This is a genomic window from Amycolatopsis sp. WAC 01416, assembly GCF_003947485.1.
Classification (GTDB): domain Bacteria; phylum Actinomycetota; class Actinomycetes; order Mycobacteriales; family Pseudonocardiaceae; genus Amycolatopsis.
This window is the reverse complement of the sequence record NZ_QHHX01000003.1, coordinates 86,512-111,219: the sequence shown is the minus strand read 5'-3', so window position 1 is coordinate 111,219 and position 24,708 is coordinate 86,512. Positions and strand designations below refer to the sequence as shown.

Here is a 24,708-nt window from a genome sequence, read left to right as displayed (position 1 = left end):
CAGGTGCCGAATTGCGTACTTGGAGGTCCCCATGGGTGACAAGGTCACCGAAGTCGAGCAGCACGGCATCGCACCGATCCCCCCGGAGGAACAGACGTCGCGCCCCCGCGACCTGTTCCGGATGGCGTTCGGCGGCGCGAACACCTTCGCCACCATCATCCTCGGGACACTCCCGATCGCCTTCGGCCTGAGCTTCTGGGCCGCGGTGGCCGCCACCGTCGCGGGCGTCGTCGTCGGCGCGCTCGTGCTCTCGCCGATGTCGTTGTTCGGCCCGCTCACCCGGACCAACAACGCCGTCTCCTCCGGCGCGCATTTCGGCGTCGTCGGCCGCTGTGTCGGTTCCTTCCTCTCCCTGCTGACGGCGATCACGTTCTTCGCCATCTCGGTCTGGGTGAGCGGCGACGCCGTCGCCGGTGCCGCCCAACGGCTCTTCGGCTTCGACGGCGGCGAGGTGCTCCGCGGCATCGCGTACGGCGTCATCGCGATCGCGACGCTGGTGGTGTGCATCTACGGCTACCGGTTCATGCTGCTGGTGAACCGGGTCGCCGTCGTACTGGGCACGGCGATCATGCTGCTCGGGATCGTGGCCTACGGCGGCACGTTCGACCCCGGGTTCGCCGGCACCGGCGTCTACGCCCTCGGGGACTTCTCGCCGACCTGGATCCTGGCCGCGCTCACCACGATGGCTAACCCGATCTCGTTCGGGGCCTTCCTCGGCGACTGGACGCGCTACATCCCCGCACGCCACAGCCGCCGTTCCCTGCTGGCCGCACCGTTCCTGGCGCAGGTGGCGACGCTGCTGCCGTTCGGGTTCGGCATCGCCACCGCGACACTGGTCGCCGATCCGGCCGACTACATCACCGGCCTGACCGCGATCTCCCCGCTCTGGTACGCGATCCCGCTGATCGTGGTCGCGCTGATCGGCGGGCTGTCCACCGGCACGACGTCGCTCTACGGGACCGGGCTGGACTTCAGCTCGATCTTCGTGAAGCTGAGCCGGGTGCAGGCGACGCTGCTGATCGGCTCACTCAGTGTCGTGTTCATCTTCGTCGGCAATTTCGTGCTCGACATGGTCTCGAGCATCAACGCCTTCGCCACGCTGATCGTGCTGTGCACCTCGCCGTGGATGGTGATCATGATGATCGGCTTCGTGCTGCGGCGCGGGTTCTACGACCCGGATGACCTCCAGGTGTTCAACCAGGGCCGCAAGGGCGGCCGCTACTGGTTCACCCGAGGCGTGAACTGGCGTGCGATGGCCGCGTGGATCCCGGCGACGACGCTGGGCCTGCTGACCGCCAACACCCCGATGATCGCCGGACCGTTCAAGGACATCGCGGGCGGCGTCGACGTCAGCATGGTGGTGACGCTGTGCACGGCGGCGATCGCGTATCCCGTGCTGGTGAAGCTTTTCCCCGAGCCGCGGGAGGTCTACGCGTACTCGGAGCCTGTCGCCACTCCGGCGGTCGCGATCGCCCAGGAGGCTTAGGGCACCGCCGCTCGTGTTCCGTGAAGGACCCCTTGCCTCGGCTCAGCCGAGGAAACCCGCCCTTCACACTTCCCCAGTACATGAGCAAAGCCGCAGGCCACGCCTAGGTGGTTGGCTCTAGCGACCCGAAACACTCACGAGACCCACCGCGTTCCGCCGCTCAGGACGCCGACGAAGAGCATCGCGCGTGCTATGAAAGGCCCCTTCATTGCAAAATTTGCAATGAAGGGGCCTTTCATAGCGTTTGTCAGCGGTGCGTGTCCTCCGGCGCCGGCGTCCGGCTCGCCAGGTTCGCGGACCATTCGGTGACCCGCCGCGCGACGTCCTGCGCGGTGAGCCCGACCCGGGCCAGCACCTCTTCGCGCGAACCGTGGTCGTGGAACACCTGCGGCACCGCGAGATCGCGCAGCGGCACGTCGCATTCGGCGTCGCGGAAGAGCGCGGCCAGCGCGGAGCCGAAACCGCCGTGCCGTCCGCTGTCCTCGACGCTCACGACCAGCTTGTGCTGCTCCGCCAGCGCCACCAGTTCGGCGGGCGCCGGGACGACCCACCGCGGGTCCACCACGGTCACGCCGATGCCCTGGTCGGCCAGCCGGTCCGCGGCGGCGAGCCCGAGCATCGCGAACGCGCCCACGGCGACCAGCAGGACGTCGGCGTCGCCGTCGGGTTTGCGCAGGACGTCCACGGTGCCGACGCGTTCGACGGCGGGCACGGAGTCGACCACGCCGCCCTTGGAGAACCGCAGGGCCGTCGGACCGTCCTCGACCGCGACGGCCTCCCGCAGTTCCTCGCGCAACGTGCCGGCGTCGCGCGGCGCGGCGACCCGCATACCCGGCACCATGCCGAGCAGCGAGAGGTCCCACATGCCGTGGTGACTCGGCCCGTCCGGTCCGGTGATACCGGCCCGGTCCAGCACCAGCGTCACCGGCTGGCGGTGCAGTGCGACATCCATCAGGACCTGGTCGAACGCCCGGTTCAGGAAGGTCGAGTAGACCGCGACGACGGGGTGCTTGCCGCCCATCGCGAGCCCGGCGGCCGAAGTCACCGCGTGCTGCTCGGCGATGCCGACGTCGTACCAACGATCCGGATACGCCTCGGCGAACTTGTGCAGCCCGGTCGAGCGCAGCATGGCCGCGGTGATCGCGACGACGTCCTCGCGGTCGGCGCCGATCTTCACCAGCTCGTCGGCGAAGACGCCGGTCCAGCTCGGGCCCTTGACCGGCGGCAGGCCGGTTTCCGGGTCGATCGGGTCGGTCTGGTGCATCTGGTCGGCCTGGTTGGTCACCGCGGGCTCGTAGCCGTGGCCCTTCTCGGTGACCACGTGCACGATGACCGCGCCGCCGAAGTCGCGCGCGCTCTGGAACGCCTTCTCCAGCGCGGCCAGGTCGTGCCCGTCCACCGGGCCGAGGTACTTGAGGCCGAGGTCGGAGAACATCATCTGCGGGCTCAGCGCGTCCTTGAGCCCCGCCTTGGCCGCGTGCAGCGCCGCGTAGATCGGCTTGCCGACGATGGGCGTGTGCCGCAGCAGGTCCTTGCCGCGGTCCAGCACGCGTTCGTAGCCCGGCTTGAGCCGCAGCGACGCGAGGTGGTCCGCCACGCCGCCGATGGTCGGCGAGTACGAACGGCCGTTGTCGTTGATGACGATGACGACCGGGCGGCGCGGGTTCGCGGCGATGTTGTTGAGCGCCTCCCAGCACATGCCACCGGTCAGCGCGCCGTCGCCGACGACGGCGATCGCGTGCCTGCCGCCCCCGCCCAGCTCGAACGCCTTCGCCAGACCGTCCACATAGGACAGCGCGGTCGACGCGTGGCTGTTCTCGACGAGGTCGTGCTCGCTCTCGCAGCGCGCCGGGTAGCCGGTGAGGCCGCCGAGCTGGCGCAGCTTGCCGAAGCCGTCATGACGGCCGGTGACGATCTTGTGCACATACGCCTGGTGACCGACGTCCCACACGATGGCGTCGTTCGGCGAGTCGAAGACCCGGTGCAGCGCCATCGTCAGCTCGACCACACCCAGGTTCGGGCCGAGGTGACCACCGGCGAGCCGCACCTTTTCGACGAGGAAGTCCCGGATCTCCGCGGCCAGCTCGTCGAGCTGCTCCGGGGTCATCCGCTTCAAGTCGGCCGGTCCGTGCACGGACTCGAGCAACGTCACTCTCCCACCTCGCCTGATTCCTCTTCCGCCGTTCCGACCAGTCTACGGAGGGTCCCTGAGAGTCTTCCGTCCGCCGCGTCACGGGTCACATGTCAGAAAATCACCACTCGACACCCGACAGTGTGAACATGGTCTCTTTTGCCAAGTAGCGGTCACGTCGGGTGGCCGCGATAATCGCTGATCGACGGTTGAGCAGGAGCCGGTTGCGGAGGGCTTGATGGCGGACTTTTTCATCGGTGGCGAGTGGGTCGACGCGGTCGGCGGTGGTCGCCGGGAGATCCGCTGCCCCGCGGACGGGTCGCTGGTCGCGGAAGTCGCCGAAGGCACCCGTGAAGACACCGAAGCGGCCATCGCCGCCGCGAGGAAGGCGTTCGACACCGGCCCGTGGCCGGGAACGCCCGCTCCCCAGCGCGGTGACCTGCTGTTGAAGGCCGCGGACCTGCTCGATCGCGACGCATCGGCCTTCGCCCGCGCCGAATCGCTCGACACCGGGAAACGGCTGGTCGAGAGCGAATACGACATGGCCGACATCGCCGCGTGCCTGCGCTACTTCGGCAAACTCGCCGCCAACGACGCCGGCCGCGTGGTCGACACCGGCAACCCGGACGCGTTCAGCCGGATCGTGCACGAGCCGGTCGGCGTCTGCGGGCTGATCACGCCGTGGAACTACCCGCTCCTGCAGACCATCTGGAAGGTCGCCCCCGCGCTCGCGGCGGGCAACACGTTCGTCCTCAAACCCAGCGAACTGACCCCGCACACCTCGATCATGCTGATGAAGCTGCTGACCGAGGCCGGGCTGCCCGGCGGCGTCGCGAACCTGGTGCTCGGGGCCGTCGCGCAGGCCGGGGCGCCCCTTTCGGAGCATCCGGATGTCGATCTCGTCTCGTTCACCGGCGGCCTCGCGACCGGCAAGATCATCGCCGCCTCGGCCGCCGCGACCATCAAGAAGGTCGCGCTGGAACTGGGCGGGAAGAACCCGAACGTCGTCTTCGCCGACTCGGACTTCGACACCGCCGTCGACTACGCGCTGACCGCGGTGTTCCTGCACTCCGGGCAGGTCTGCTCGGCGGGCGCGCGGCTGATCGTCCAGGAGGAGTGGCATGAGGAGTTCGTCGACGAACTCGTCCGCCGCGCCGAACTGATCCGACTGGGTGGACCTTTCGACCCGAAGGCTGAAACCGGTCCGCTGATTTCGGCCGCCCATTTGGAAAAGATCGAGCGCTACGTCGCCGCGGCGCTGGAAGAGGGCGCCGTCCTGCGCACCGGCGGCAAACGACCCGACGATCGCGAGCTCGCGAAGGGGCACTACTACCTGCCGACCATCCTCGACAACGTGAAGCAGGGCAGCAGCGCCGTCGTCGACGAATCGTTCGGCCCGGTGCTCACCGTCGAGACCTTCACCGACGAGGACGACGCCGTCCGCATCGCCAACGACACGCACTACGGCCTCGCGGGGGCGGTGTTCACTTCGGACGCCTCCCGCGCGCAGCGGGTCGCGAACCGGCTTCGGCACGGCACGATCTGGATCAACGACTTCCACCCGTATCTGCCGCAGGCGGAATGGGGCGGCTACAAGCAATCCGGTTTCGGGCGCGAACTCGGCCCGACCGGACTCGCCGAATACACGGAGGCGAAGCACATCTACCAGAACCTCCGGCCCGCTCCACAGCGCTGGTTCTCCGGGGAGCCCGCGTCCAACTAAAGAGGGGAAAATTGCCGATGAGCAATCCTTCCGACGACGGCCTCGCCGGTTTCGGCTACAAACAGGAACTCGAAAGAACGCTCGGCAATTTCCACACCTTCGCCGCCGGGATCAGCTACATCTCGATCCTGACGGGGACCTTCCAGCTGTTCTACTTCGGCTTCAGCTTCGGCGGGCCGGCGTACTGGTGGTCGTGGCCGATGGTGTTCGTCGGCCAGCTGATGGTGGCGTTGTCGTTCGCCGAACTGGCCGCCCACTATCCGGTCGCCGGCTCGATCTACAACTGGTCGAAACGGCTCGGCAGCCCGCACGTCGCCTGGCTGGCCGGGTGGATGATGCTGACCGCCTCGATCGTCAGCATCGCCGCGGTCGCGCTGGCGTATCAGATCACGCTCCCGCAGATCTCGTCGTTCTTCTCCTTCTCCGGCGACAGCGCGGTGAACGCGGTCATCCTCGGCACCGTCCTGATCCTGTTCACCACGCTGGTGAACGCCTGGGGCGTCAAACTGATGGCGCGGATCAACAGCGCCGGGGTGTTCATCGAGCTGATCGCCGCGGTCCTGCTGATCGTCGCGCTCGCGGTGAACATCACGCGCGGCCCCGAGGTCGTCATGCAGACCAACAACACCGGCGCCGACCAGCCGTGGGGGTACTTCGGGGCGTTCCTGGTCGCCTCGCTCGCGTCGACCTACGTCATGTACGGCTTCGACACCGCCAGCTCGCTCGGCGAGGAATCCCACGACCCGCGCAAGAACGCGCCCAAGGCGATCCTGCGCGCGCTGATCGCGTCGTTCGTCATCGGCGGGCTGATCCTCATCCTGGCGCTGATGGCCGTCGGCGACATCAACAACCCGCAGATCGCGACCGGCGGGCTCCAGTTCATCGTGCTCGACGTCCTCGGCAGCACGATCGGCACGATCTTCCTGCTGGCGGTCGTCATCGCGATCACCGTGTGCAACCTGGCCGTGCAGTCGGCGGCGATCCGGATGATGTTCGCGATGGGCCGCGACAACAACCTGCCCGCCGGGAAGCATCTGGCGCGGGTGTCGCCGAAGACGAAGACGCCCGTGATCCCCGCGATCGTCTCCGGGGTGATCGCGGTGCTGATCCTGGTGGTCAACGTCGGCCAGCCGCAGATCTTCACGGTGATCACCAGTATCGGCATCATCATGATCTACCTGGCGTACCTGCTGGTCACCGTGCCGATGCTGGTCAAACGCCTGCGCGGGCAATGGCCGCCGCCGAAGGTAGCGGGCACCAAGTACTTCTCGCTCGGCAAACTGGGGCTGCCGGTCAACATCCTCGGCGTGCTGTGGGGCGGCGCGATCGTGGTGAACCTGGCCTGGCCGCGGCGAGAGGTCTACAACGCGACCGAGCCGTATCACTGGTACCTCGAATGGGGGGCCGTGCTGTTCGTCGGCGCGGTGGCCGTCGTCGGTTTCGCGTATTACTGGTTCGTCCTGCGGCACAAGAGCGGCGTCCTGGCCGATCACGCCGCGGAAGCACTTCCCGAGGAGGCAGCACAGTGACCGGAGAGTTCGACTACATCGTCGTCGGCGGCGGGACGGCGGGTTCGGTGGTCGCGGCGAGACTCTCGGAAGACCCGGACGTCACCGTGGCGCTCCTGGAGGCCGGACCGTCCGATGTGGACGATCCGGCGGTGCTGGAACTGACGAAGTGGATGGCACTGCTGGAATCCGGCTACGACTGGGACTACCTGGTCGAACCGCAGGAGTCCGGCAACTCCTTCCTGCGCCACGCCCGCGCGCGGGTGCTCGGCGGCTGTTCGTCGCACAACTCGTGCATCGCGTTCTGGGCGCCGGCGGAAGACCTCGACGAATGGGCGTCGCTCGGCCTGTCCGGCTGGTCTTCGAAGGATGTTTTCCCGCTCTACAAGCGTCTCGAGACCAACGACGGCCCCGGTGACCACCACGGCCGCTCCGGCCCGGTGACGATCCGCTCGGTGCCGCCGAACGACCCGACCGGCGTCGCGCTGCTTCAGGCCTGCGAGCAGGCGGGCATCCCGAGGACCGAGTTCAACTCGGGCAAGACCGTGACGCACGGGGCGAACTGGTTCCAGATCAACGCGCGCGAGGACGGCACCCGCTCGTCAGCCTCCGTGTCGTATCTGCACCCGATCATCGGCAAGCGGCCGAACCTGGAGATCATCACCGGCGCCCGCGTCCGGCGGCTGCTGTTCGACGGCAAACGCTGCACCGGCGCGGAATACCTGGCCGACGACCTGATCCACGGTGTCCCGCTGCGCGCGAGGCGCGAGGTCATCCTGTCCTCCGGCGCGATCGACACCCCGAAACTCCTGATGCTGTCGGGAATCGGCCCCGCCGAGCATCTGCGCGAGGTCGGTGTCGACGTCTTGGTCGACTCCCCCGGCGTCGGCGAGAACCTGCAGGATCACCCCGAAGGCGTCATCCAGTGGGATGCCCTGCAGCCGATGACGACCGAGTCCACGCAATGGTGGGAGATCGGCATCTTCACCACCACCGAGGAAGGGCTCGACCGGCCGGACCTGATGTTCCACTACGGCTCGGTGCCGTTCGACATGAACACCCTCCGGCAGGGCTATCCCACCACGGAGAACGGCTTCTGCCTGACCCCGAACGTCACCCGGTCACGGTCGACCGGCACCGTGCGGCTGCGCAGCCGGGACTATCGGGACAAGCCGAAGGTGGACCCGCGCTACTTCACCGACGAGCACGACATACGCGTGATGACCTACGGCATCAAACTGGCGCGCAAGATCGCCGAACAGCCCGCACTGGACGAATGGGCGGGCACGGAACTGGCGCCCGGCAAGGACGTCAGGACCGACGACGAGATCGCCGACTACCTGCGCAAGACGCACAACACGGTCTACCACCCCTCGTGCACCGCGAAAATGGGCGGCGACGGGGATCCGCTGGCCGTACTGGACGCGCGGCTGCGGGTGCGAGGTGTCGAAGGCCTGCGCGTCGCGGACGGTTCGGCGATGCCGTTCCTGGTCGCGGTCAACCCGTGCATCACGACGATGGCGATCGGTGAGAAGTGCGCGGACATGCTGAAGGAGGACGCGCGCTCCTAGGGCTCGCTTGAGTGAGGCCCCCTCCGGCTGGAGGGGGCCTTCGCTTTGCCCGGAAAACCGGTGGAGCGGCCGCTCTCGGGCTATTAACGTGCTGCCGGACCACGTCGTCGAGCCCGAGGGCCTGCCGTTGTACACCCTGTGAGCACCGGCTGATCGCCGAGGGTTTCGGCGGCACGGTTGCGCGGAAAGATTTCCGGGGACTTCACTTTCACACTGAAACGCTGAGCCTGGGTGTACTTATGACAAGCGGGAACCGAAGCCTCAAATAGAGACGACGGCCGGGGTGCCCCGATTTCCGGTCATCTGCTGTAGCGCCCACGCCTGCCCGAATTCCGCCAGCGCCGGACCCGACCAGTACGCCGAAATGCTGACTCCTTTCCACAACGGCATATTCGGCCCGCTCAGCGTTCCGTGAGCGACCTGCACCTGTACCGCGCCCTCCACCCAGGTGAAGACGAAATGCGCGTACACGAACATCCATGCCTTCCTGCCCAGCAGATCCCGCGCGAGCACCGGCCCCTCTGATGGATATGGCGCCGTGTAGATGACTTGTTTCCGGCCGTTGCGGTAACTGATCTCCTGTGCGGTGACACCGGGAGGAAGAACTGACGGTTCCATTTGTCAGTCCTCCACGATGGTGATCGTGCCGTGCCCGTCGCAGCCGGCACAGCCTTTACCGTCACAATCACCACATACCGAAGTAAGATAATCCATGATTCGGAATTCCGTTCGCGTCGAATGGAACTCAAGTTAGCGAGCACTTCGACGCCAGGACAAGCCGAACGAGACCAATCCATTCCGACGGATTACCGATAAGCCGTTATTGCAGCAACGCAACGCATTCGACGTGGTGCGTCATCGGGAAAGCGTCGAAAGCACGCAGGTCCACCAGCCCGTATCCGTGCCCCGCGAACAGCGCGATGTCGCGGGCCAAGGCGGCCGGGTCGCACGCCACGTAGACGATCCTGTCGGGTGAGCCTTCCACAATGGACTCGACGACGGCCTTGCCCGCACCCTTGCGCGGCGGGTCGAGGACGACGACGTCGACCGGTTTCGGGGCATCGGCCAGCAGGTGCTCGACGCGGCCGGAGCGCCAGCGGACCTGCGGGAGGTCGGCCAGGTTCTCCTCGCCGTCGGCGACGGCACGACGGCCGGATTCGATGGCGAGCACGCGGCCACCAGGGCCGACCTGCTCGGCGAGCACCGACGCGAAGAGGCCGACGCCGGCGTACAAGTCCCAGGCCACGCCGTCGCGCGGCGCCTCGGCCCATTCCGCGACGACGGCGGCGAGCGTGTCGGCAGCGGCCGGGTGGACCTGCCAGAAGCCGTGGGCGTCGAGGCGCCAGTCGCGGCCGGCGGCGCGCTGGACGGCGAGACCGCCCGCCAGCTGCCGTGACTTGGTCTTCCCGTGGACCGTTGACAGGTCGCGGACGTGCACGTGCCCCGCGCCGTCCTTGGTGACCTCGATTTCACTGCCGGGGCGCCAGTTCCGCGACACGACGTCGTCGAGCGCGCCGGGGACGGTGATCGGGCAGTCGTCGATGGCGATCACGCGGTGACTGTGGTGCGCCCGGAAACCCGCCTTGCCGTCCTTGCCCGCGACGAGCCGGACGCGGCTGCGCCAGTCCAGCGGGCCACCGTCGAGCGCTTCGACGACGACGTCGCGCTCGATCCCGGCCAGCCGCTTCAGCTGTTCCGCGACGACCGCGGCCTTGAGTTCACGCTGATAACCGGGAGCGGCGTGCTGCCAGTCGCAACCACCGCACTCCCCCGGCGCCGCGAGCGGGCACGGCGGCTCCACCCGTTCCGGGGATGCCTCCAGGACCTCGATCGCGTCGGCACGGCAGAACGACCCGCCCTTGTCGTCGGTGACCGAGGCGAGGACCCGCTCGCCGGGCAGCGCGTGCCGCACGAACACGACCCGCCCTTCCGCCCGCGCGACGCAGTGCCCGCCGTGGGCGACCGCGCCGACCTCCAGCTCGATCGTTCGTCCGAGCCAGGTGCCGGTCGACGCGTCCACACTCATTCTGATTTTTCCTCGTCCTTCGTTTTTTCGGTCTGCTTGACCACGGGGGAGAATCCACGCCGCACGTCGCCTGCCGCCGGCCGCGCCTTCCGGTCGCGTTTGATCGCCTTTTCCGACGATTCGAGCTGCCACGGCACGCTCGTCACCATGACACCGGGCTGGAACAGGAGTCGCCCCTTGAGGCGCAGCGCGCTCTGGTTGTGCAGCACCTGCTCCCACCAGTGCCCGACCACGTATTCGGGGATGAACACGGTCACCACGTTGCGCGGATTGTCGCCGCGGACGCGCTTCACGTAGTCCAGCACGGGTTTCGTGATCTCGCGGTACGGCGATTCGATCACCTTCAGCGGCACCTTGAAATTGTGGTCGTCCCATTCCTGGACGAGTTTGCGCGTCTCGACGTCGTCGACGTTCACCGTGACCGCTTCGAGGACGTCCGGCCGCACGGCCTTGGCGTAGGACAGCGCGCGCAGGGTCGGCAGGTGCAGTTTCGAAATCAGCACGATCGCGTGGTTGCGCGAAGGCAATACGGTCGGCTTGCGGTCCATCTCGCGCAATTCCTCCGCGACCCGGTCGTAATGCTTCCGGATCGCGGTCATCAGGATGTAGATCGCCACCATGGCCGCGATCGCGATCCAGGCGCCGAGCAGGAACTTCGTGACCAGCACGATGATCAGCACGGTGCCGGTCATGGTGAGACCGATCGCGTTGACCGTCTGCGATCGCCGCATCCGCCGCCGCACCGTCGGATCGGTCTCCCTGGCCAGCAACCGGTTCCAGTGCCGGAGCATGCCCGCTTGGCTGATCGTGAACGAGACGAACACACCCACGATGTAGAGCTGGATGAGCTTCGTGACCTCGGCGTCGAAGGCGATGATCAGCACCAGCGCGAACGCCGAAAGGAACAGGATGCCGTTGGAGAAGGCCAGCCTGTCGCCCCTGGTGTGCAGCTGGCGCGGCAGATAGCGGTCCTGGGCGAGGATCGAGCCGAGCACCGGGAAGCCGTTGAACGCGGTGTTCGCGGCCAGCAGCAGGATGATGCCGGTGGCGAAGGAGATGTAGTAGAACGCGGGCGTGAAGTCGGAGAACACCGCCTGCGCGATCTGCGCGACGATCGTCTTCTGCTCGTAGCCCGCCGGAGTGCCGGTGAGCTGCGTTTCCGGGTGCTCGGCGAATTTGACGTCGGTGATGATCGCCAGCGTGATGATGCCGACCAGCATCGTCACCGCGAGCACTCCCATCAGCAGGAGGGTGGTCGCCGCGTTCTTCGATTTCGGCTTCTGGAACGCAGGGACACCGTTGCTGATCGCCTCGACCCCGGTCAGCGCCGCCGCACCGGAGGAGAACGTCCGCAGCAGCAGGAAGAAGAAGGCGAAACCGGTCAAAGAGGCTTCTTCGTGCAATTGGAAATCCGCGCTCTCGGCCCGCATGTCGGCGCCGGAGGCCGCCTCGATCAGGCCCCAGATCACCATGCCGAGGATGCCGATGATGAAACCGTAGACCGGGATCGCGAACGTTTTGCCCGATTCGCGCACTCCGCGCAGGTTCAGCGCGGTCAGCACGACCACGATGACGACCGCGGCGATCACCTTGTGCTGCGCCACCCACGGAATGGCGGAACCGATGTTCGCCACCCCGGACGACGTCGAAACCGCCACGGTGAGCACGTAGTCCACCAGCAGGGCGCTCGCGACGGTGAGCCCGAATTTGCCGCCGAGGTTGGTATTGGCGACTTCGTAGTCACCGCCGCCGCTGGGATAGGCGTGCACGTTCTGCCGGTAGGAGGCGACCACGACCAGCATGACGAGGGCGACGGCGACGCCGATCCACGGCGCGAAGGCGTACGCGGACAGGCCCGCGACGCTGAGGGTCAGAAAGATTTCCTCAGGCGCGTAGGCGACGCTCGACAACGCATCGGACGCGAAAATCGGCAGCGCGATGCGCTTCGGCAGGAGCGTATGCGAGAGGCGGTCACTCCGGAATGGACGTCCGAGGACGAGCCGCTTCAATACGGTCGGGAACTTCGACACCACAGAAGAGTAACGGCGGCGCGCAGCGTCTCCGTTGAGGGTGGTGGAGGGGAGGATGGTGGAGGTAACGGGCGGCCCTCACGGTAGGTTCGGCGCTGGTGTGTCTGGGTACCTGCGGACGGGTGAAACGTTCGCTGACTAAGGAGGCAGTGCGTGCACGTGGTGATCATGGGATGCGGCCGGGTCGGCGCATCCCTGGCCGCGGCGCTGGAGCGGCTGGGGCACGAGGTCGCTGTCATCGACAAGAGCAGGCAGGCGTTCCGGCGGCTCGGCAGTGATTTCCACGGTCAGCAGGTGGTCGGCGTCGGCTTCGACCGGCAGGTGCTGATCGAGGCCGGGATCGAACGCGCGGGGGCCTTCGCGGCGGTGTCCAGCGGCGACAACTCCAACATCATCTCGGCGCGCGTGGCCAGGGAGAACTTCGGCATCGACAAGGTCGTCGCCAGGATCTACGACCACAAGCGCGCGGCGGTCTACGAGCGGCTCGGCATCCCGACCGTGGCGACCGTGCCGTGGACGACCGACCGGTTCCTGCGCACCCTGCTTCCCGACGGCGTCGCCTCCGAATGGCGAGACCCGTCCGGCAGCGTCGCGCTCCTGCAGCTCCCGTTGCACGAGGGATGGATCGGGCGCAGCGTGCGTGAACTGCAGGACACCACCGGCGCCCGGGTCGCGTTCATGATGCGGTTCGGCACCGCCGTGCTGCCCGACACCAAGGCCGTGATCCAGGCCGACGACGTCGTGTACGTCGCCGCGAAATCGGGCACTGTCAGCGACGTGACCACCGTCGCCGCTCGCGAACCGGAAGAGGAGAACTGATGCGGGTCGCGATTGCCGGGGCCGGCGCGGTGGGCCGGTCGATCGCCGCGGAGCTGATCGACGGGCGGCACCAGGTGATGCTCATCGAACGTGAGGCCGACCAGTTCGAGCCGCACACCGTGGAGCAGGCGGACTGGGTGCTGGGCGACGCGTGCGAGGTGTCGATCCTGGAGGAGTCCGGGATCGAGGAGTGCGACGTCGTGATCGCCGCGACCGGCGACGACAAGGCGAACCTGGTGGTGTCGCTGCTGGCGAAGACCGAGTTCGCGGTGCGCCGGGTGGTGGCGCGGGTGAACAACCCGGCCAACGAATGGCTCTTCAACGACGCCTGGGGGGTCGATGTCGCCGTGTCGACCCCGCGGATGCTCGCGGCGATGGTCGAGGAGGCGGTGAGCGTCGGCGATCTGGTGCGGCTGATGACGTTCCGGCAGAGCCAGGCGAACCTCGTCGAACTCACCCTCCCGGAGGAGACGCCGCTGGCGGGCAAGGCGGTCAGCGAGCTCAACCTGCCGCGTGACGCGGCGCTGGTGACGATCCTGCGCGGAGACCGGGTGATCGTGCCGCAGCCGGAGGATCCGCTCGAGCCGGGTGACGAGCTGCTGTTCGTGGCGACCTCGGACGTGGAGCCGGAGATACGGACCGCGCTGGGTTACTGAACGGCCCTTTCACGTCCCCGACCCGTGCAATGAAGGGGCCTTTCATTGCAAAATTTGCGATGAAAGGCCCCTTCATTCCAGCCGGGGCTTGACGGGCGGGGCTAGCTTTCCACCCCGGGCGCCTGCGCGTACTTCTCGCGCAGGCGAGCCTCGACCTCGGCGTCGGTCTCTTCCTTCGGGGCCTCTTCGGCCTGCGCCTTGAGGTGTTTGTCCGACCGCCGCACCGCCCACACGACGGTGAGCAGGCCCAGCGCGTACAGCGGGTATCCCATCGCGATCTTGGCGAAGGCCAGCCAGCCGGTGTAGTCCTCGTCGTACAGCCAGCGCTGCACGACGAACCGGGCGCCGAAGATCAGCGCCATGGCGCCGGTCGCGATCGAATAGGCGACCAGGGACTTCTTGTCCTTGCGCCAGGCGTGGCCGGTGCCGTTGAGCGCGTTCCACACCACCCCGGCGAGCGGCCAGCGGACGACGATCGACAGCACGAAGACGCCGCAGTAGACCAGGCTCGTCCAAATGCCGAACAGGAAGAAGCCCTTGGCCGATCCGGTCCGGTAGGCGATGAACGCCGCGATCGCCACCCCGAAGAATCCGGAGATGGCGGGCTGGAGCGGCTCCTTGCGCACGATCCGCAGCACGGTGATCGCCACCGCGCTGCCCACCGCGGCCCAGATGCCCACCGTGAGCCCGAAGATGGCGTTCGCGATCACGAACACGATGACCGGCAGCGAGGAATAGAACAGTCCTGACAGCCCGCCCATCTGTTCCAACAGGGTGGGCTGGGGCTTCTTGTCGTCGGTCTTCTGCTCGCCGCCGGCGGGTTCACTCACGATGCGGGATCAACTCACAGGGCTCTGAAGTTCGTAATAGGGGTTGTACAGCACCTTCTGACCATCACGTTCGGCCATCCGGCCGCGCACCTTGATGGTTCGCCCGGGTTCGATTCCGGGGATCCGGCGGCGTCCGAGCCAGATTAGCGTCACACCCTGTGTGCCGTCGAACAGCTCGGCCTGCAGCGTCGCGGCCTCGTTGGTCGGGCAGAGCTCCACGCTGCGGAGTCTCCCGAGCACCGTCACCTCTTGACCCGACCGGCAGTCGCAGGCGCGCTGCGCTCCGCCGGCCTCGGATTTTTCGGACAGGTCGTCGGCGTCGAGATCCTCGACGTCGCTGGTCAGCTTGCGGACCAGCCGGCTGAAGTAGCCGCCGTCTTTGGCGGACATAACGGTGCTCCTGTGCTCCGGGGCCCCCGACTTGAACGGCCCGTGCGTATTCCAGCGTAACTGTGCTCGGACCAGGACAACGGGTTCAGGAGAAGATTGCAACGTGACCTCCGCTATTCCGCCTACGACGGCAGTAGTACTCCCCGGCACCGGGTCCGACGAAGTATTCGTGCGCAGCGTGTTCTCCGGCCCGCTGCGGGCCCTCGGCATCCGGCTGCTCGCCCCGCCCCCGCCCGCGGGCGGCCGTCTCGCGGACGGCTATCTCGAGGAGCTGGACAGGCTGTCCGGCGAGCACGGTCCGCTGCTCGTCGGCGGGATCTCGTTCGGCGCGCATCTGTCGGCGGAGTGGGCGGCCCGCAATCCGGGCCGCTGCACCGGCCTGCTGGCCGCGCTCCCGGCTTGGAACGGCCCCGCCGGACAAGCACCCGCGTCGCTCGCCGCGCGGCTGTCAGCGGATCTGGTGGCCGAAAACGGGGTCGACGGCGCGCTGGCGAAATCGGCGGACGGCGTCCCCGGCTGGCTCTCGGCGGAACTCGGCCGCGCGTGGCGGCGACATGGCGACGGCCTCGCGGCGAGCCTGCGGACGGCGGCGTCCCACGCGGCCCCGACCCTCGAAGACCTGAAAGGCCTCGACGTGCCCGCGGGGATCGGCGCGTGCGTGGACGACCCGATCCACCCGGCGGCGGTGGCGCACGCCTGGGCGGACGCCCTCCCGCGCGCCGAAGTCGGAGAGTCGACCCTCACCGCCCTCGGCGCCGACCGGGAATCCCTGGGCCGCACAACCGTCCAAGCCTGGCTAACCGCCGCCACCCACCACTACCACTAGGCAGTCCACTAACGGCACCACACGCTCACCGAACCCACCCCGCCCAGAATTCCCGGCCCGGGGCGACAGCACCGAACGGTCTCCCAAAGGGCGCCCCGCGCCCGACGGAGACTTCACCCGTCGCGCGCCCTCTTTCGGGCCGAAGGCCCACGGAAACGTGATGAAGGGGCGCCCTCCGCTCCCAACCTGAGTTGCAAGCGGCCCGGCGCCCCTTCGGCACGTTTACGTCAGCGCGCGATAAAAAGGCTAGCTCTGCTCGGCGATGTGCTGCGCGACGGCGTCGGGCAGCGTGATGGTGAGCGGGGTGCGGACCGGCATCGGCGCGTCGCCGCGGTCGACGATGGTGTGCCGCACGATCTCGCGCAGTACCGCGGGCGCCTGGGACGCCTGCGACTGCGGGCCGGCGATGACGCCGCGGAGCATCCAGCGGGGGCCGTCGACCCCGACGAACCGCAGTGCGACGTCGCCGACGATCGCGGACAGCTCCAGTCCCCATTCCCCCATGCCGACCGAGACCTTGGCGCCGTCGGCGCGCAGTTGCTCGGTGAGTTCGGTGCTGACGTCCTTCCACAGGCCGCCGGACCGAGGCGCCGCGTAGCCGCTCACGGTGATCTGGCCCTGTTCGGTGACGACGTGCACCGCGCGGACGCCGCCGCTCTCCGGGTCCATCTCGACCTGGACCTGGGAGCCGTCGGGTACCGGCACCTTCACCGAACCGAGGTCGATCCTCGGGATGCCGTCCTCGGGCGCGTCGGCGAGGTCGAAGGGGCCGTCGGAAGTCTCCGACAGCTGCGGCTCGATCTCGTCGGCGCTGTCGTCACCGGGACGGTCTTCGACCTCGGGCGCGGCGTGCCGTCCGCTCGGCTTGGCCTCGCGCTTGCGTCCGAAAATCCCCACTAGTTCTCCGTTCCTTCCCTGGCTCCGGCTCCCAGTGTGGCGTGTCCGCCCGTGGAGCCATACCCTCCCTCGCCGCGCTCGGACGGCTCGAGTTCGGCGACCTCGACGAATTCGGCCTGTTCGACCCGTTGCACGACCAGCTGCGCGATCCGGTCGCCGCGGGTGAGCACGACCTTCTCGGAGAGATCATGGTTGATCAGGCAGACGCGGATCTCACCGCGGTACCCGGAGTCGATGGTGCCCGGGGTGTTGACGACCGAGAGGCCGACGCGGGCGGCGAGACCCGAGCGCGGGTGGACGAAGCCCGCGTACCCGGGCGGCAGCGCGATCGCGACGCCGGTTCCGACGACGCCGCGTTCGCCGGGCGCGAGCACGAGATCCGAGGTGGTGACGAGGTCGGCGCCCGCGTCGCCGGGGCGCGCGTAGGCGGGGAGTGGGACCGAAGGATCGATCCGGGAAAGCAGTACCTGAACGGTGGACACGGGCGGCGAGACTACCCTGAAGGCGTGGGTGAAAGCGTGAACACGGCCGAAGGCGGCGCCGTCAAGCATTCAGAGCGGCTCTACGTCCCGTGGTGGGGCTGGCCGTTGCCGCTGCTGGGCGGCGGGCTGCTGGCGGCGGAGATCGACATGGGCTACCCGGGGCTCCGTGGCTGGCTGCCGTACGTGGTGCTGATCCCCGCGGTGATCGCGCTGATGGTTTCGCTCGGCCGGTCCCGCGTCCGGGTGACCGGTGGCGCCGAGCCGGAGCTGTGGCTGCGCGACGCGCATCTGCCGCTCAAGTTCGTCGGCGACGTCGACGTCATCGACAAGGAAGCGAAGCGCAAGGCGCTCGGCCGCGACGCCGATCCGGCGGCCTTCGTGCTGCACCGGGGCTGGGTCGGCCCGGTCGTGCGGGTCTGGCTCACCGACCCCGAAGATCCGACGCCGTACTGGCTGTTCAGCACCCGGCACCCGGAGAAGGTGGCCGCGCTGCTGCGGCAGACCGCCTCGAAGTCCCAGGCATAGGTTCGAACTCCTGGACACAGGAAAGGGGGCCGGCCACTCGGCCGGCCCCCTTATTCCTGTTCGAACCCCGAAACCCCTGTCGCGCCGTCCCCTGTGCCCGTAGGCTCAGGCGCAGTCGCGGCAGATGAGCCGTCCGCCACTCTCTTCCGCAAGCCTGCTGCGGTGGTGCACCAGGAAGCAGACGGAGCAGGTGAACTCGTCGGCCTGCTTGGGCACGACCTTGACGGTCAGGTCCTCCCCGGAAAGTCCGGAGAGGTCCGCGCCCGGCAGCTCGAAGTTCTCGGCGGTCGCGTCCTCGTCGACGTCCACGACGCCGGACTGGTTTTCGTTGCGCCGTGCCTTGAGCTCTTCCAACGAGTCTTCGGCCAGCTCGTCGGCTTCGCTGCGGCGCGGAGCGTCGTAGTCGGTCGCCATTTGTCCCTCACCCCTGCGATGCTTTCGATGTCAGATGGCCCGGACCCGCGAGCGCGCGGCTCGTGAGTCCTTCGTGCCGCTGGTTAACGTCCCAGCGCCCCTGTTTGTGCCCGGCTGGGCAGTGAGCGAGGTCTCTCTTTTGCGCCTCTTACTGCCGCCTGAGCCCGCGAAGGGTAGCTCACGCCGATACCGGCTCTGCAACGAGTCAGACATTGCCGGGATTACGTCACCCAACAGGGGGAACCCTGCTGTCAAGACGCCTGTCGTCCGAATGGGTTGTGCCCGCGTCGGGTACCTCACCCCTTGGGCTCGGTTGCTTGCCCGGAGTGGCCATCGCGTGGTGCTATCCGGAGGCCCGCGCCGATCACCTTCGTCACAACGCATAGGCTGATCGGACACGATGGTGAGATGAAGCACCGTCCGGGGATCCGGGCTTTGGGGAAGGGACTGGCAGGTGGCGTCGGGGAACGGCATCGGGGACCGCGGGGCGAGGCCGTATCGCAAACGCAAGCCGCTGCCCGCGCTCATCGTCATCGGGGTGATGGCACTCGGCGCGGTCATCGTCTGGATGAACGTCGTGGCGAGCAACGCCGACATCGATGCCAAGATCCGCTGCGATCCGCCGCCCGTCCCGCAGCAAGGTGTCACCTACACGCCGCTGGCGCACAACGGACTCGACGACCGGGCGCCGGTCCCGCCGGACAAGGTCGCCGTCCAGGTGCTCAACGGATCCCAGGTCCGCGGCCAAGGCGGCATCGTCACCAGCACGCTCCGGGAACTCGGTTTCTCCCAGGTGCTCGAGCCGGACGTCGACCCGGCCTACAAGAACGCCGAAGCCAAATGCCGCGGCCAGATCCGCTTCGGCGAGAACGGCGCGGCCGCGGCTCGCACGCTGAGCCTGGTGGTCCCGTGCGCCGAACTGGTCAAGGACAACCGCAAGGACGCTTCGGTCACGTTCACCACCGGCACCCTGCTCGGCGACGTCCGCCCGAAGGCGGAAGCGCGCCAGGTGCTCGACCAGCTCACGCAGTGGTCGAAGGCGCAGCAGGGCAGCGGCGGCGGTGAGCAGTCGGCGGGCGGCGGTGCCCCGGTGATCGACCAGACGCTGCTGAAGGCCGCTCGCGAAGCTCCCTGCTGAGACTCGCTCAAGCGCTATGAAGGACGCTTTCATTGCAAATTTTGCAATGAAAGCGTCCTTCATAGCGCGTGCCGGACCCTCTCAGATAGCGCCCACGCCCGAGTCGACCAGCGCCTGACGCAACGGAGCCGCGATCGACGGCGCCACCGCGAAGGTCGCGTCCGGCCCCAGTTCGGCGTCCTCCCCCGGCAGCGACACCAGCGCACCCGCCTCGGCGGCGATGAGCGCCCCCGCGGCCCAGTCCCAATGCCCGAGGCCGTGTTCGACGTAGGCGTCCAGCCAGCCCGCCGCGACCGCGCACAGATCGAGCGAGGCGGCCCCGTTGCGCCGCACGTCCCGCACCCTGGTCGCCAGTTCCGCGACGAACCGGGCCTGCTTCGTCCGCCGTTCGACCTTGTAGGCGAACCCGGTGCCGACGAGGGTCAGCTCGAGCCGCCGCGGGGCGTTGACCGACAGCCGCCGCCCGTCGAGGAACGCGCCCTGCCCGCGCGCGGCGGTCCAGCGGCGGCCGCTGACCGGTTCGACGACGGCGCCCGCCACCGACACCCCGCCGACCTGCGCGGCCACCGACACGGCGAACCACGGCAGCCCGTAGAGGAAGTTCACCGTTCCGTCGATCGGGTCGACCACCCAGGTCACCCCGTCGCCGGCGGCCCCGCCACCCTCCTCGCCGAGCACGGCGTCTTCGGGCCGCAGTTCGGCGAGCCGGGCACGCACCAGCCGTTCCGACTCGTGGTCCACCGCGGTCACCACGTCGGTGTCGGCGGACTTGGTGTCCACCCGCACCTCGCGCCCTGCGTTCATCCCGGTCCAGGCCTCGCGGACCAGTTCGGCGGCCTCGCCCGCGACACGCTCGGCGACACTCTTCAGCAACGTCTCGTCAACTCCCACGTCCGCCATGTCACCACATCCGGTTAAAGTCTCCGAGGCAGGCTTCTGAATCGTGCGAGAAGGGACCACGTCCGTGGTGGAGGCGACCCGAGGTTTCGGTATCGACATCGGCGGCAGCGGGATCAAGGGCGCGCTGGTCGATTTGGCGGAGGGACGGTTGATCGGCGACCGGATCCGCATCGACACGCCGAAGCCGTCGACCCCGGAGGCGGTGGCGGACGTCGTCGCCGAGATCACCGGCCAGGCGGGCTGGGACGGCCCGGTGGGCGTCACCCTGCCCGCGGTGGTCAAGAAGGGCGTCGCGCGCACCGCGGCGAACATCGACCGTAAATGGATCGGCACCGACGCCGACGCCCTGTTCGCGAAACGACTCGGCCGCGGTGTGGACGACATCGCGATGCTCAACGACGCCGACGCCGCCGGAATGGCCGAGATCCGCTGGGGCGACCCGATCGCGAAACGCGGTGTGACGGCGCTGCTGACCTTCGGCACCGGCATCGGCAGCGCGGTCTTCCAGGACGGCAAGCTCGTGCCCAACACCGAATTCGGCCACATCGAGGTCGACGGTTTCGACGCGGAGAAGAAGGCCGCGGCGTCGGTGAAGGACAACGAGGACCTCTCGTATCCCGAATGGGCGGAACGGGTGAACAGGTATCTCTCCGTGCTGGAAAACCTGATCTGGCCGGATCTGTTCATCGTCGGCGGCGGGGTCAGCAAGAAGTCGCACAAATGGGTCCCGCTGCTGGACATCCGCACGCCGGTGATCGTCGCGTCCTTGCAGAACAACGCGGGCATCGTCGGCGCGGCGGCCGCCGCCGCGGAGGGCATCGAGCACTGACGCGATCGCGCTGACATCCACGCCACGGATGTCACTTCGGCGGGTCGCACGGCGTGTCGCGCCCGCCGGGTGGTGGTCCGCGCCGCGACGCTGTCACGTATCGTCGTTACAATGGAACACGGCCCACGGCGGCGGCACCCACGAGAACGAGGGAAACCGCAGGCCGAGGGGTGTTCCCCGAAGTTTGAGGCAGCCGAGACCATCACGCCTCGGCTCGTCATGATCGACCGCTGCGAAAGGGCGTAAGTGGCAGCCGCAAGAACCGCAACCCGAAGCGGGACGAAGACAGCGACCGCAGCCGGCGAGCCGGCCGACGAGGCAGCCACCGACGCGGCGAAGCCCGCGGCGCGCAAGACCGCCGCCAAGGCGACAGGCGCGAAGAAGGCCCCGGCGAAGAAGGCTCCGGCCAAGAAACCCACCACCAAGGGTGCCAAGACCGAAGACGGCGATCCGGAAGACGGTCCGGTAGAGCTCGACGAAGCCGACCTCGAAACCCCGGATCTGTCCGACTTGGAAGAGGTCGAGGTGGACGTCGTCGACGCGACGGTCACCGAGGACACGGAAGAGGACGCGGAGTCCGAGGAGGACGTCGAAGAGACGCCCCCGCGCGGGCGCCGCACGACGGCCGACAAGAACGCCGGAAAGACCTCCGACAACCCGGACTTCGTCTGGGACGAGGAAGAGTCCGAGGCGCTGCGCCAGGCCCGCAAGGACGCCGAGCTCACCGCTTCGGCCGACTCGGTCCGCGCGTACCTCAAGCAGATCGGCAAGGTCGCCCTGCTGAACGCGGAGGAGGAGGTGGAGCTCGCCAAGCGCATCGAGGCCGGGCTCTACGCCGCCGAACGCGTCCGCAACGCCGAGGAGGAGGGCGAGAAACTCGTCACCCAGATGCGGCGCGACCTCAAGTGGATCGTGCGCGACGGTGAGCGGGCGAAGAACCACCTCCTGGAGGCGAACCTCCGGCTCGTGGTCTCGCTCGCCAAGCGCTACACCGGCCGTGGCATGGCGTTCCTGGACCTGATCCAGGAGGGCAACCTCGGTCTGATCCGCGCGGTCGAGAAGTTCGACTACACCAAGGGCTACAAGTTCTCCACGTACGCCACCTGGTGGATCCGTCAGGCGATCACCCGCGCGATGGCCGACCAGGCCCGCACCATCCGTATCCCGGTGCACATGGTCGAGGTCATCAACAAGCTCGGCCGCATACAGCGTGAACTCCTGCAGGACCTCGGTCGCGAGCCCACCCCCGAAGAGCTCGCGAAGGAAATGGACATCTCCCCGGAGAAGGTCCTCGAGATCCAGCAGTACGCCCGCGAGCCGATCTCGCTCGACCAGACCATCGGCGACGAGGGCGACTCGCAGCTCGGTGACTTCATCGAGGACTCCGAGGCCGTCGTCGCGGTCGACGCGGTGTCGTTCACGCTGTTGCAGGACCAGCTCCAGTCGGTGCTGCAGACGCTGTCCGAACGTGAGGCGGGTGTGGTGCGGCTGCGGTTCGGCCTCACCGACGGCCAGCCGCGCACGCTCGACGAGATCGGCCAGGTGTACGGGGTGACCCGTGAGCGCATCCGGCAGATCGAGTCGAAGACGATGTCGAAGCTGCGTCACCCGTCGCGTTCACAGGTGCTGCGCGACTACCTGGACTGATCCCAGGCTCGCGGAAGACCCCGTCACCGTTCGGTGGCGGGGTTTTTCGCGTCCGGTGTCGAATCGCGGCTCGCCCGTTCGACGCGTGGGTATGACGACGAATCCGATTTCGACCCAGAACCTCGACCGCTACGGCTCCGCGGAGCTGCCGTGGAGCCGTCCGCGCGGAATCCTCGCCGAGGACACGCCCACCGCCGACCTGACCTTCTTCGTGACGACCGTGCGCCCCGACGGACGCCCGCATTCGGCGGGTGTCGGTGCCGTCTGGGTGGACGACGCCCTGTACTTCAAAGGCGGGCCGGGCACCCGCCGGTCCCGCAACCTCGCCGCGAACCCGGCGTGCGCGGTTTCGGTGCGCCTGCGGGGAATCGACCTCACGATGGAGGGTGAGGCGCACCGGATCACCGACCCGGCGACGCTGGGGCGGGTGGCGGCGGTCTACCGGACGGGCGGCTGGCCCGCGTCGGTGGAGGGCGACGCGCTCACGGCTCCCTTCAGCGCGCCCAGCGCGGGACCGCCGCCCTGGTACCTGTACCGCCTCACCCTGCGCCGCGCCATCGGCGTGGCCGGCGCCGAACCGCACGGCGCCACGCGCTGGGACTTCGCCCCTTGACCGCGAACCGGTCCGTGAAGGCCTCCTTGAGGGACTTTCGCGTGCCGTGTCAGGGCCTGCCGGTCAGGGTCGTCCACGGCACGTGCACCGTCACCCGCTCCCGGAGCTGCTCGTTCATCAGCCACAGCTCCCCCGTCGCCGGCCAGTACGACAGGTTCTGGGAGTTCACCGGCGCCCTCCCGCTCAGCCGCGACGTCGAGGTCCCGCCGACCCCGCCGTGCAGGCACGACGGATGGTCGCCCGCCACCCCGGCGTACTCGGGGCAGACACCGGTCATCACGAAATATCCGTTGCGCGCCACCGCTCCCTGCATGCCCCACACCGGCGACACGAACCCTTCCTTCGCGTGCACGGTCCCGTCGGCCGACACCTTGGGCAGGCCGGTCGCGCGGTCGAACGGCCACCGCAGCACCCGGCCGCCCGCGGCCTTCGGAATGTGCTCCGAGGTCACGATCGAGCCGTCGCTGTGGTCGAAGGACATCGTCGCGAGACACGGCCGCGTCCCGGGGGCGTTGGTGCAGGTCCCCCCGCCGGGATACCAATAGGCGCCGATCTGCGGCATCGCGTAGTCGTAGAAAGCCGCGTGGTACTTGCCGTCCGGGCCCTTCCCGACGACGCCGGAGCTGTCGTCGACCTTCCAGAAGCGCGTCGTGTCGAAGACCCGCACCACTCCCCCGGTGGTCGCGACGAACAGCCGGTTCCCGATCCAGGTCATCCCGTGCCCGTGCCCCTGCACGACGGCGAAGTTGTCGTCGGACGTCGGTTCCACGAGCAGCACGTGCCGGTAGCCGAGTCCGGTGGCGTCCACAAAGGACAGCCGGACCATGGTGTCGCCGGGGGTGTGCCAGGAGGCCGTCACGACCCGTTTCCCGCCGACCTTCCCGGTCGCCGCGTCGGCGTCCCCGGAACCGGTCAGCCCCTGCGGGATCCAGTCGTTGGTCTTGTCGTCATTGGCGTCCTCCCAGCAGAATCCCGCCGGTTTCAGCGCCGCCGCGAGATAGGTGCCATGGCACAGCGGGCGCGCCTTCCGGTTGGCCGACGACAGGATCTCCGGCAGACCGCGCGGCGGGAGGTGTTTCTCCAGCGCGGCGATCCGGGTGCCGTAGGTGTCGAAGGACGAACCGGACGTCCAGCGGAAGCCGTCGACCGTGGCCGCGTCCATCTTCGGGAAGGCGGCCGCGGCGGAGGCGACCCCGGGGATGAGCGCGAACACCAGCAGCAGTGAAGCGAGAAGTCCCAGCCTCTTCATGTCCGCGAGCCTCCCGGC

General features: G+C 68.3%; 23 protein-coding genes. 12 read left to right on the top strand and 11 right to left on the bottom strand.

All coding sequences use genetic code 11. From position 1 onward, the window contains the following. Positions 1–31 precede the first annotated feature (31 nt). On the top strand, positions 32–1,486 hold the full coding sequence (locus DL990_RS10415) for a cytosine permease (protein ID WP_125798548.1): 1,455 nt from the start codon (positions 32–34) through the stop codon (positions 1,484–1,486). A 247-nt stretch (positions 1,487–1,733) separates the two neighbouring features. On the opposite strand, the gene dxs is transcribed toward DL990_RS10415, so the two are convergent. Next, positions 1,734–3,638 carry a 1-deoxy-D-xylulose-5-phosphate synthase gene (gene dxs, locus DL990_RS10410; protein ID WP_125780283.1) on the bottom strand — a complete coding sequence of 635 codons (1,905 nt, stop codon included), beginning with the start codon at positions 3,636–3,638 and terminating at the stop codon, positions 1,734–1,736. A 217-nt stretch (positions 3,639–3,855) separates the two neighbouring features. On the opposite strand from dxs, the gene DL990_RS10405 reads away from it, so the two are divergent. From DL990_RS10405 to DL990_RS10395, 3 genes are read left to right on the top strand one after another with little or no spacing between them, the layout of a single operon-like run. Further along, positions 3,856–5,340 (top strand): aldehyde dehydrogenase family protein, encoded by a 1,485-nt coding sequence (locus DL990_RS10405; protein WP_125798547.1) that lies wholly within the window; start codon positions 3,856–3,858, stop codon positions 5,338–5,340. Positions 5,341–5,357: 17 nt separating this feature from the next. After that, entirely contained in the window at positions 5,358–6,869 is a 1,512-nt protein-coding gene (locus tag DL990_RS10400) for an APC family permease (protein ID WP_125780279.1), read from the top strand. Further along, complete coding sequence (locus tag DL990_RS10395; protein WP_125798546.1) at positions 6,866–8,419, top strand: GMC family oxidoreductase; 1,554 nt, start codon at positions 6,866–6,868, stop codon at positions 8,417–8,419. Before DL990_RS10400 ends, DL990_RS10395 begins: the two co-directional genes overlap by 4 nt. A 261-nt stretch (positions 8,420–8,680) precedes the next feature. Here the strand turns inward: DL990_RS10395 and DL990_RS10390 are convergent, their stop codons facing one another. From DL990_RS10390 to DL990_RS10380, 3 genes are all read right to left on the bottom strand, one after another. Next, a complete protein-coding gene (locus tag DL990_RS10390; protein WP_125798545.1) occupies positions 8,681–9,037 on the bottom strand; it encodes a hypothetical protein in 357 nt (118 codons plus the stop codon). Positions 9,038–9,239: 202 nt separating this feature from the next. After that, a complete protein-coding gene (locus tag DL990_RS10385; protein WP_125780273.1) occupies positions 9,240–10,445 on the bottom strand; it encodes a class I SAM-dependent RNA methyltransferase in 1,206 nt (401 codons plus the stop codon). After that, complete coding sequence (locus tag DL990_RS10380) at positions 10,442–12,475, bottom strand: APC family permease (RefSeq protein ID WP_199746298.1); 2,034 nt, start codon at positions 12,473–12,475, stop codon at positions 10,442–10,444. The genes DL990_RS10385 and DL990_RS10380 overlap by 4 nt, the downstream gene beginning before the upstream one ends. A gap of 153 nt (positions 12,476–12,628) precedes the next feature. Here DL990_RS10380 and DL990_RS10375 point away from each other — a divergent pair, with 153 nt between their 5' ends. Together DL990_RS10375 and DL990_RS10370 are read left to right on the top strand one after the other, a co-directional pair. Beyond that, on the top strand, positions 12,629–13,294 hold the full coding sequence (locus tag DL990_RS10375; protein WP_125793653.1) for a TrkA family potassium uptake protein: 666 nt from the start codon (positions 12,629–12,631) through the stop codon (positions 13,292–13,294). Further along, positions 13,294–13,950: a TrkA family potassium uptake protein gene (locus DL990_RS10370; protein WP_125780267.1), complete on the top strand. Its 657-nt coding sequence runs from the start codon at positions 13,294–13,296 to the stop codon at positions 13,948–13,950. The genes DL990_RS10375 and DL990_RS10370 overlap by 1 nt, the downstream gene beginning before the upstream one ends. A 101-nt stretch (positions 13,951–14,051) precedes the next feature. On the opposite strand, the gene DL990_RS10365 is transcribed toward DL990_RS10370, so the two are convergent. Further along, complete coding sequence (locus tag DL990_RS10365) at positions 14,052–14,780, bottom strand: DUF3159 domain-containing protein (protein ID WP_125780265.1); 729 nt, start codon at positions 14,778–14,780, stop codon at positions 14,052–14,054. A 9-nt stretch (positions 14,781–14,789) separates the two neighbouring features. Then, complete coding sequence (locus DL990_RS10360; RefSeq protein ID WP_034316985.1) at positions 14,790–15,170, bottom strand: OB-fold nucleic acid binding domain-containing protein; 381 nt, start codon at positions 15,168–15,170, stop codon at positions 14,790–14,792. Between the two features lie 103 nt (positions 15,171–15,273). On the opposite strand from DL990_RS10360, the gene DL990_RS10355 reads away from it, so the two are divergent. Continuing rightward, positions 15,274–15,996, top strand: coding sequence for an alpha/beta hydrolase (locus DL990_RS10355; RefSeq protein WP_233620433.1), 723 nt, complete (start codon positions 15,274–15,276; stop codon positions 15,994–15,996). Positions 15,997–16,242: 246 nt separating this feature from the next. Here DL990_RS10355 and DL990_RS10350 read toward each other — a convergent pair whose 3' ends face one another. Next, on the bottom strand, positions 16,243–16,893 hold the full coding sequence (locus DL990_RS10350) for a DUF3710 domain-containing protein (protein ID WP_125780263.1): 651 nt from the start codon (positions 16,891–16,893) through the stop codon (positions 16,243–16,245). Beyond that, the gene (gene dut, locus DL990_RS10345; protein WP_007033571.1) at positions 16,893–17,375 is read right to left on the bottom strand and encodes a dUTP diphosphatase; all 483 of its coding nucleotides are present in this window, start codon (positions 17,373–17,375) and stop codon (positions 16,893–16,895) included. Before dut ends, DL990_RS10350 begins: the two co-directional genes overlap by 1 nt. A gap of 24 nt (positions 17,376–17,399) precedes the next feature. Here dut and DL990_RS10340 point away from each other — a divergent pair, with 24 nt between their 5' ends. Next, positions 17,400–17,900: a DUF3093 domain-containing protein gene (locus tag DL990_RS10340; RefSeq protein WP_199746297.1), complete on the top strand. Its 501-nt coding sequence runs from the start codon at positions 17,400–17,402 to the stop codon at positions 17,898–17,900. A gap of 105 nt (positions 17,901–18,005) precedes the next feature. Here the strand turns inward: DL990_RS10340 and DL990_RS10335 are convergent, their stop codons facing one another. Further along, complete coding sequence (locus tag DL990_RS10335; RefSeq protein ID WP_005164528.1) at positions 18,006–18,314, bottom strand: DUF4193 domain-containing protein; 309 nt, start codon at positions 18,312–18,314, stop codon at positions 18,006–18,008. A gap of 454 nt (positions 18,315–18,768) precedes the next feature. Between DL990_RS10335 and cei the strand changes: the two genes are divergently transcribed. Continuing rightward, positions 18,769–19,452, top strand: a complete 684-nt coding sequence (cei, locus tag DL990_RS10330) for an envelope integrity protein Cei (protein WP_125780261.1) — start codon at positions 18,769–18,771, stop codon at positions 19,450–19,452. Between the two features lie 81 nt (positions 19,453–19,533). Here cei and DL990_RS10325 read toward each other — a convergent pair whose 3' ends face one another. Next, on the bottom strand, positions 19,534–20,352 hold the full coding sequence (locus DL990_RS10325) for an inositol monophosphatase family protein (RefSeq protein WP_125780259.1): 819 nt from the start codon (positions 20,350–20,352) through the stop codon (positions 19,534–19,536). Between the two features lie 67 nt (positions 20,353–20,419). Between DL990_RS10325 and ppgK the strand changes: the two genes are divergently transcribed. From ppgK to DL990_RS10310, 3 genes are all read left to right on the top strand, one after another. Continuing rightward, positions 20,420–21,181, top strand: a complete 762-nt coding sequence (gene ppgK / locus DL990_RS10320) for a polyphosphate--glucose phosphotransferase (protein ID WP_199746348.1) — start codon at positions 20,420–20,422, stop codon at positions 21,179–21,181. Between the two features lie 246 nt (positions 21,182–21,427). Beyond that, on the top strand, positions 21,428–22,828 hold the full coding sequence (locus DL990_RS10315) for an RNA polymerase sigma factor (protein WP_125780257.1): 1,401 nt from the start codon (positions 21,428–21,430) through the stop codon (positions 22,826–22,828). Positions 22,829–22,919: 91 nt separating this feature from the next. Further along, positions 22,920–23,441, top strand: a complete 522-nt coding sequence (locus tag DL990_RS10310) for a pyridoxamine 5'-phosphate oxidase family protein (RefSeq protein WP_125780255.1) — start codon at positions 22,920–22,922, stop codon at positions 23,439–23,441. A gap of 49 nt (positions 23,442–23,490) precedes the next feature. Here DL990_RS10310 and DL990_RS10305 read toward each other — a convergent pair whose 3' ends face one another. Further along, entirely contained in the window at positions 23,491–24,690 is a 1,200-nt protein-coding gene (locus tag DL990_RS10305; RefSeq protein ID WP_233620432.1) for a hypothetical protein, read from the bottom strand. Positions 24,691–24,708: the final 18 nt, after the last annotated feature.

Coding starts and splice junctions, on each gene's coding strand:
- DL990_RS10415 (WP_125798548.1), top strand. CDS start 32: ATGGGTGACAAGGTCACCGAAGTCGAGCAGCACGGCATCGCACCGATC.
- DL990_RS10405 (WP_125798547.1), top strand. CDS start 3,856: ATGGCGGACTTTTTCATCGGTGGCGAGTGGGTCGACGCGGTCGGCGGT.
- DL990_RS10400 (WP_125780279.1), top strand. CDS start 5,358: ATGAGCAATCCTTCCGACGACGGCCTCGCCGGTTTCGGCTACAAACAG.
- DL990_RS10390 (WP_125798545.1), bottom strand. CDS start 9,037: ATGGAACCGTCAGTTCTTCCTCCCGGTGTCACCGCACAGGAGATCAGT.
- DL990_RS10385 (WP_125780273.1), bottom strand. CDS start 10,445: ATGAGTGTGGACGCGTCGACCGGCACCTGGCTCGGACGAACGATCGAG.
- DL990_RS10370 (WP_125780267.1), top strand. CDS start 13,294: ATGCGGGTCGCGATTGCCGGGGCCGGCGCGGTGGGCCGGTCGATCGCC.
- DL990_RS10360 (WP_034316985.1), bottom strand. CDS start 15,170: ATGTCCGCCAAAGACGGCGGCTACTTCAGCCGGCTGGTCCGCAAGCTG.
- DL990_RS10335 (WP_005164528.1), bottom strand. CDS start 18,314: ATGGCGACCGACTACGACGCTCCGCGCCGCAGCGAAGCCGACGAGCTG.
- DL990_RS10325 (WP_125780259.1), bottom strand. CDS start 20,352: ATGGCGGACGTGGGAGTTGACGAGACGTTGCTGAAGAGTGTCGCCGAG.
- DL990_RS10310 (WP_125780255.1), top strand. CDS start 22,920: ATGACGACGAATCCGATTTCGACCCAGAACCTCGACCGCTACGGCTCC.
- DL990_RS10305 (WP_233620432.1), bottom strand. CDS start 24,690: ATGAAGAGGCTGGGACTTCTCGCTTCACTGCTGCTGGTGTTCGCGCTC.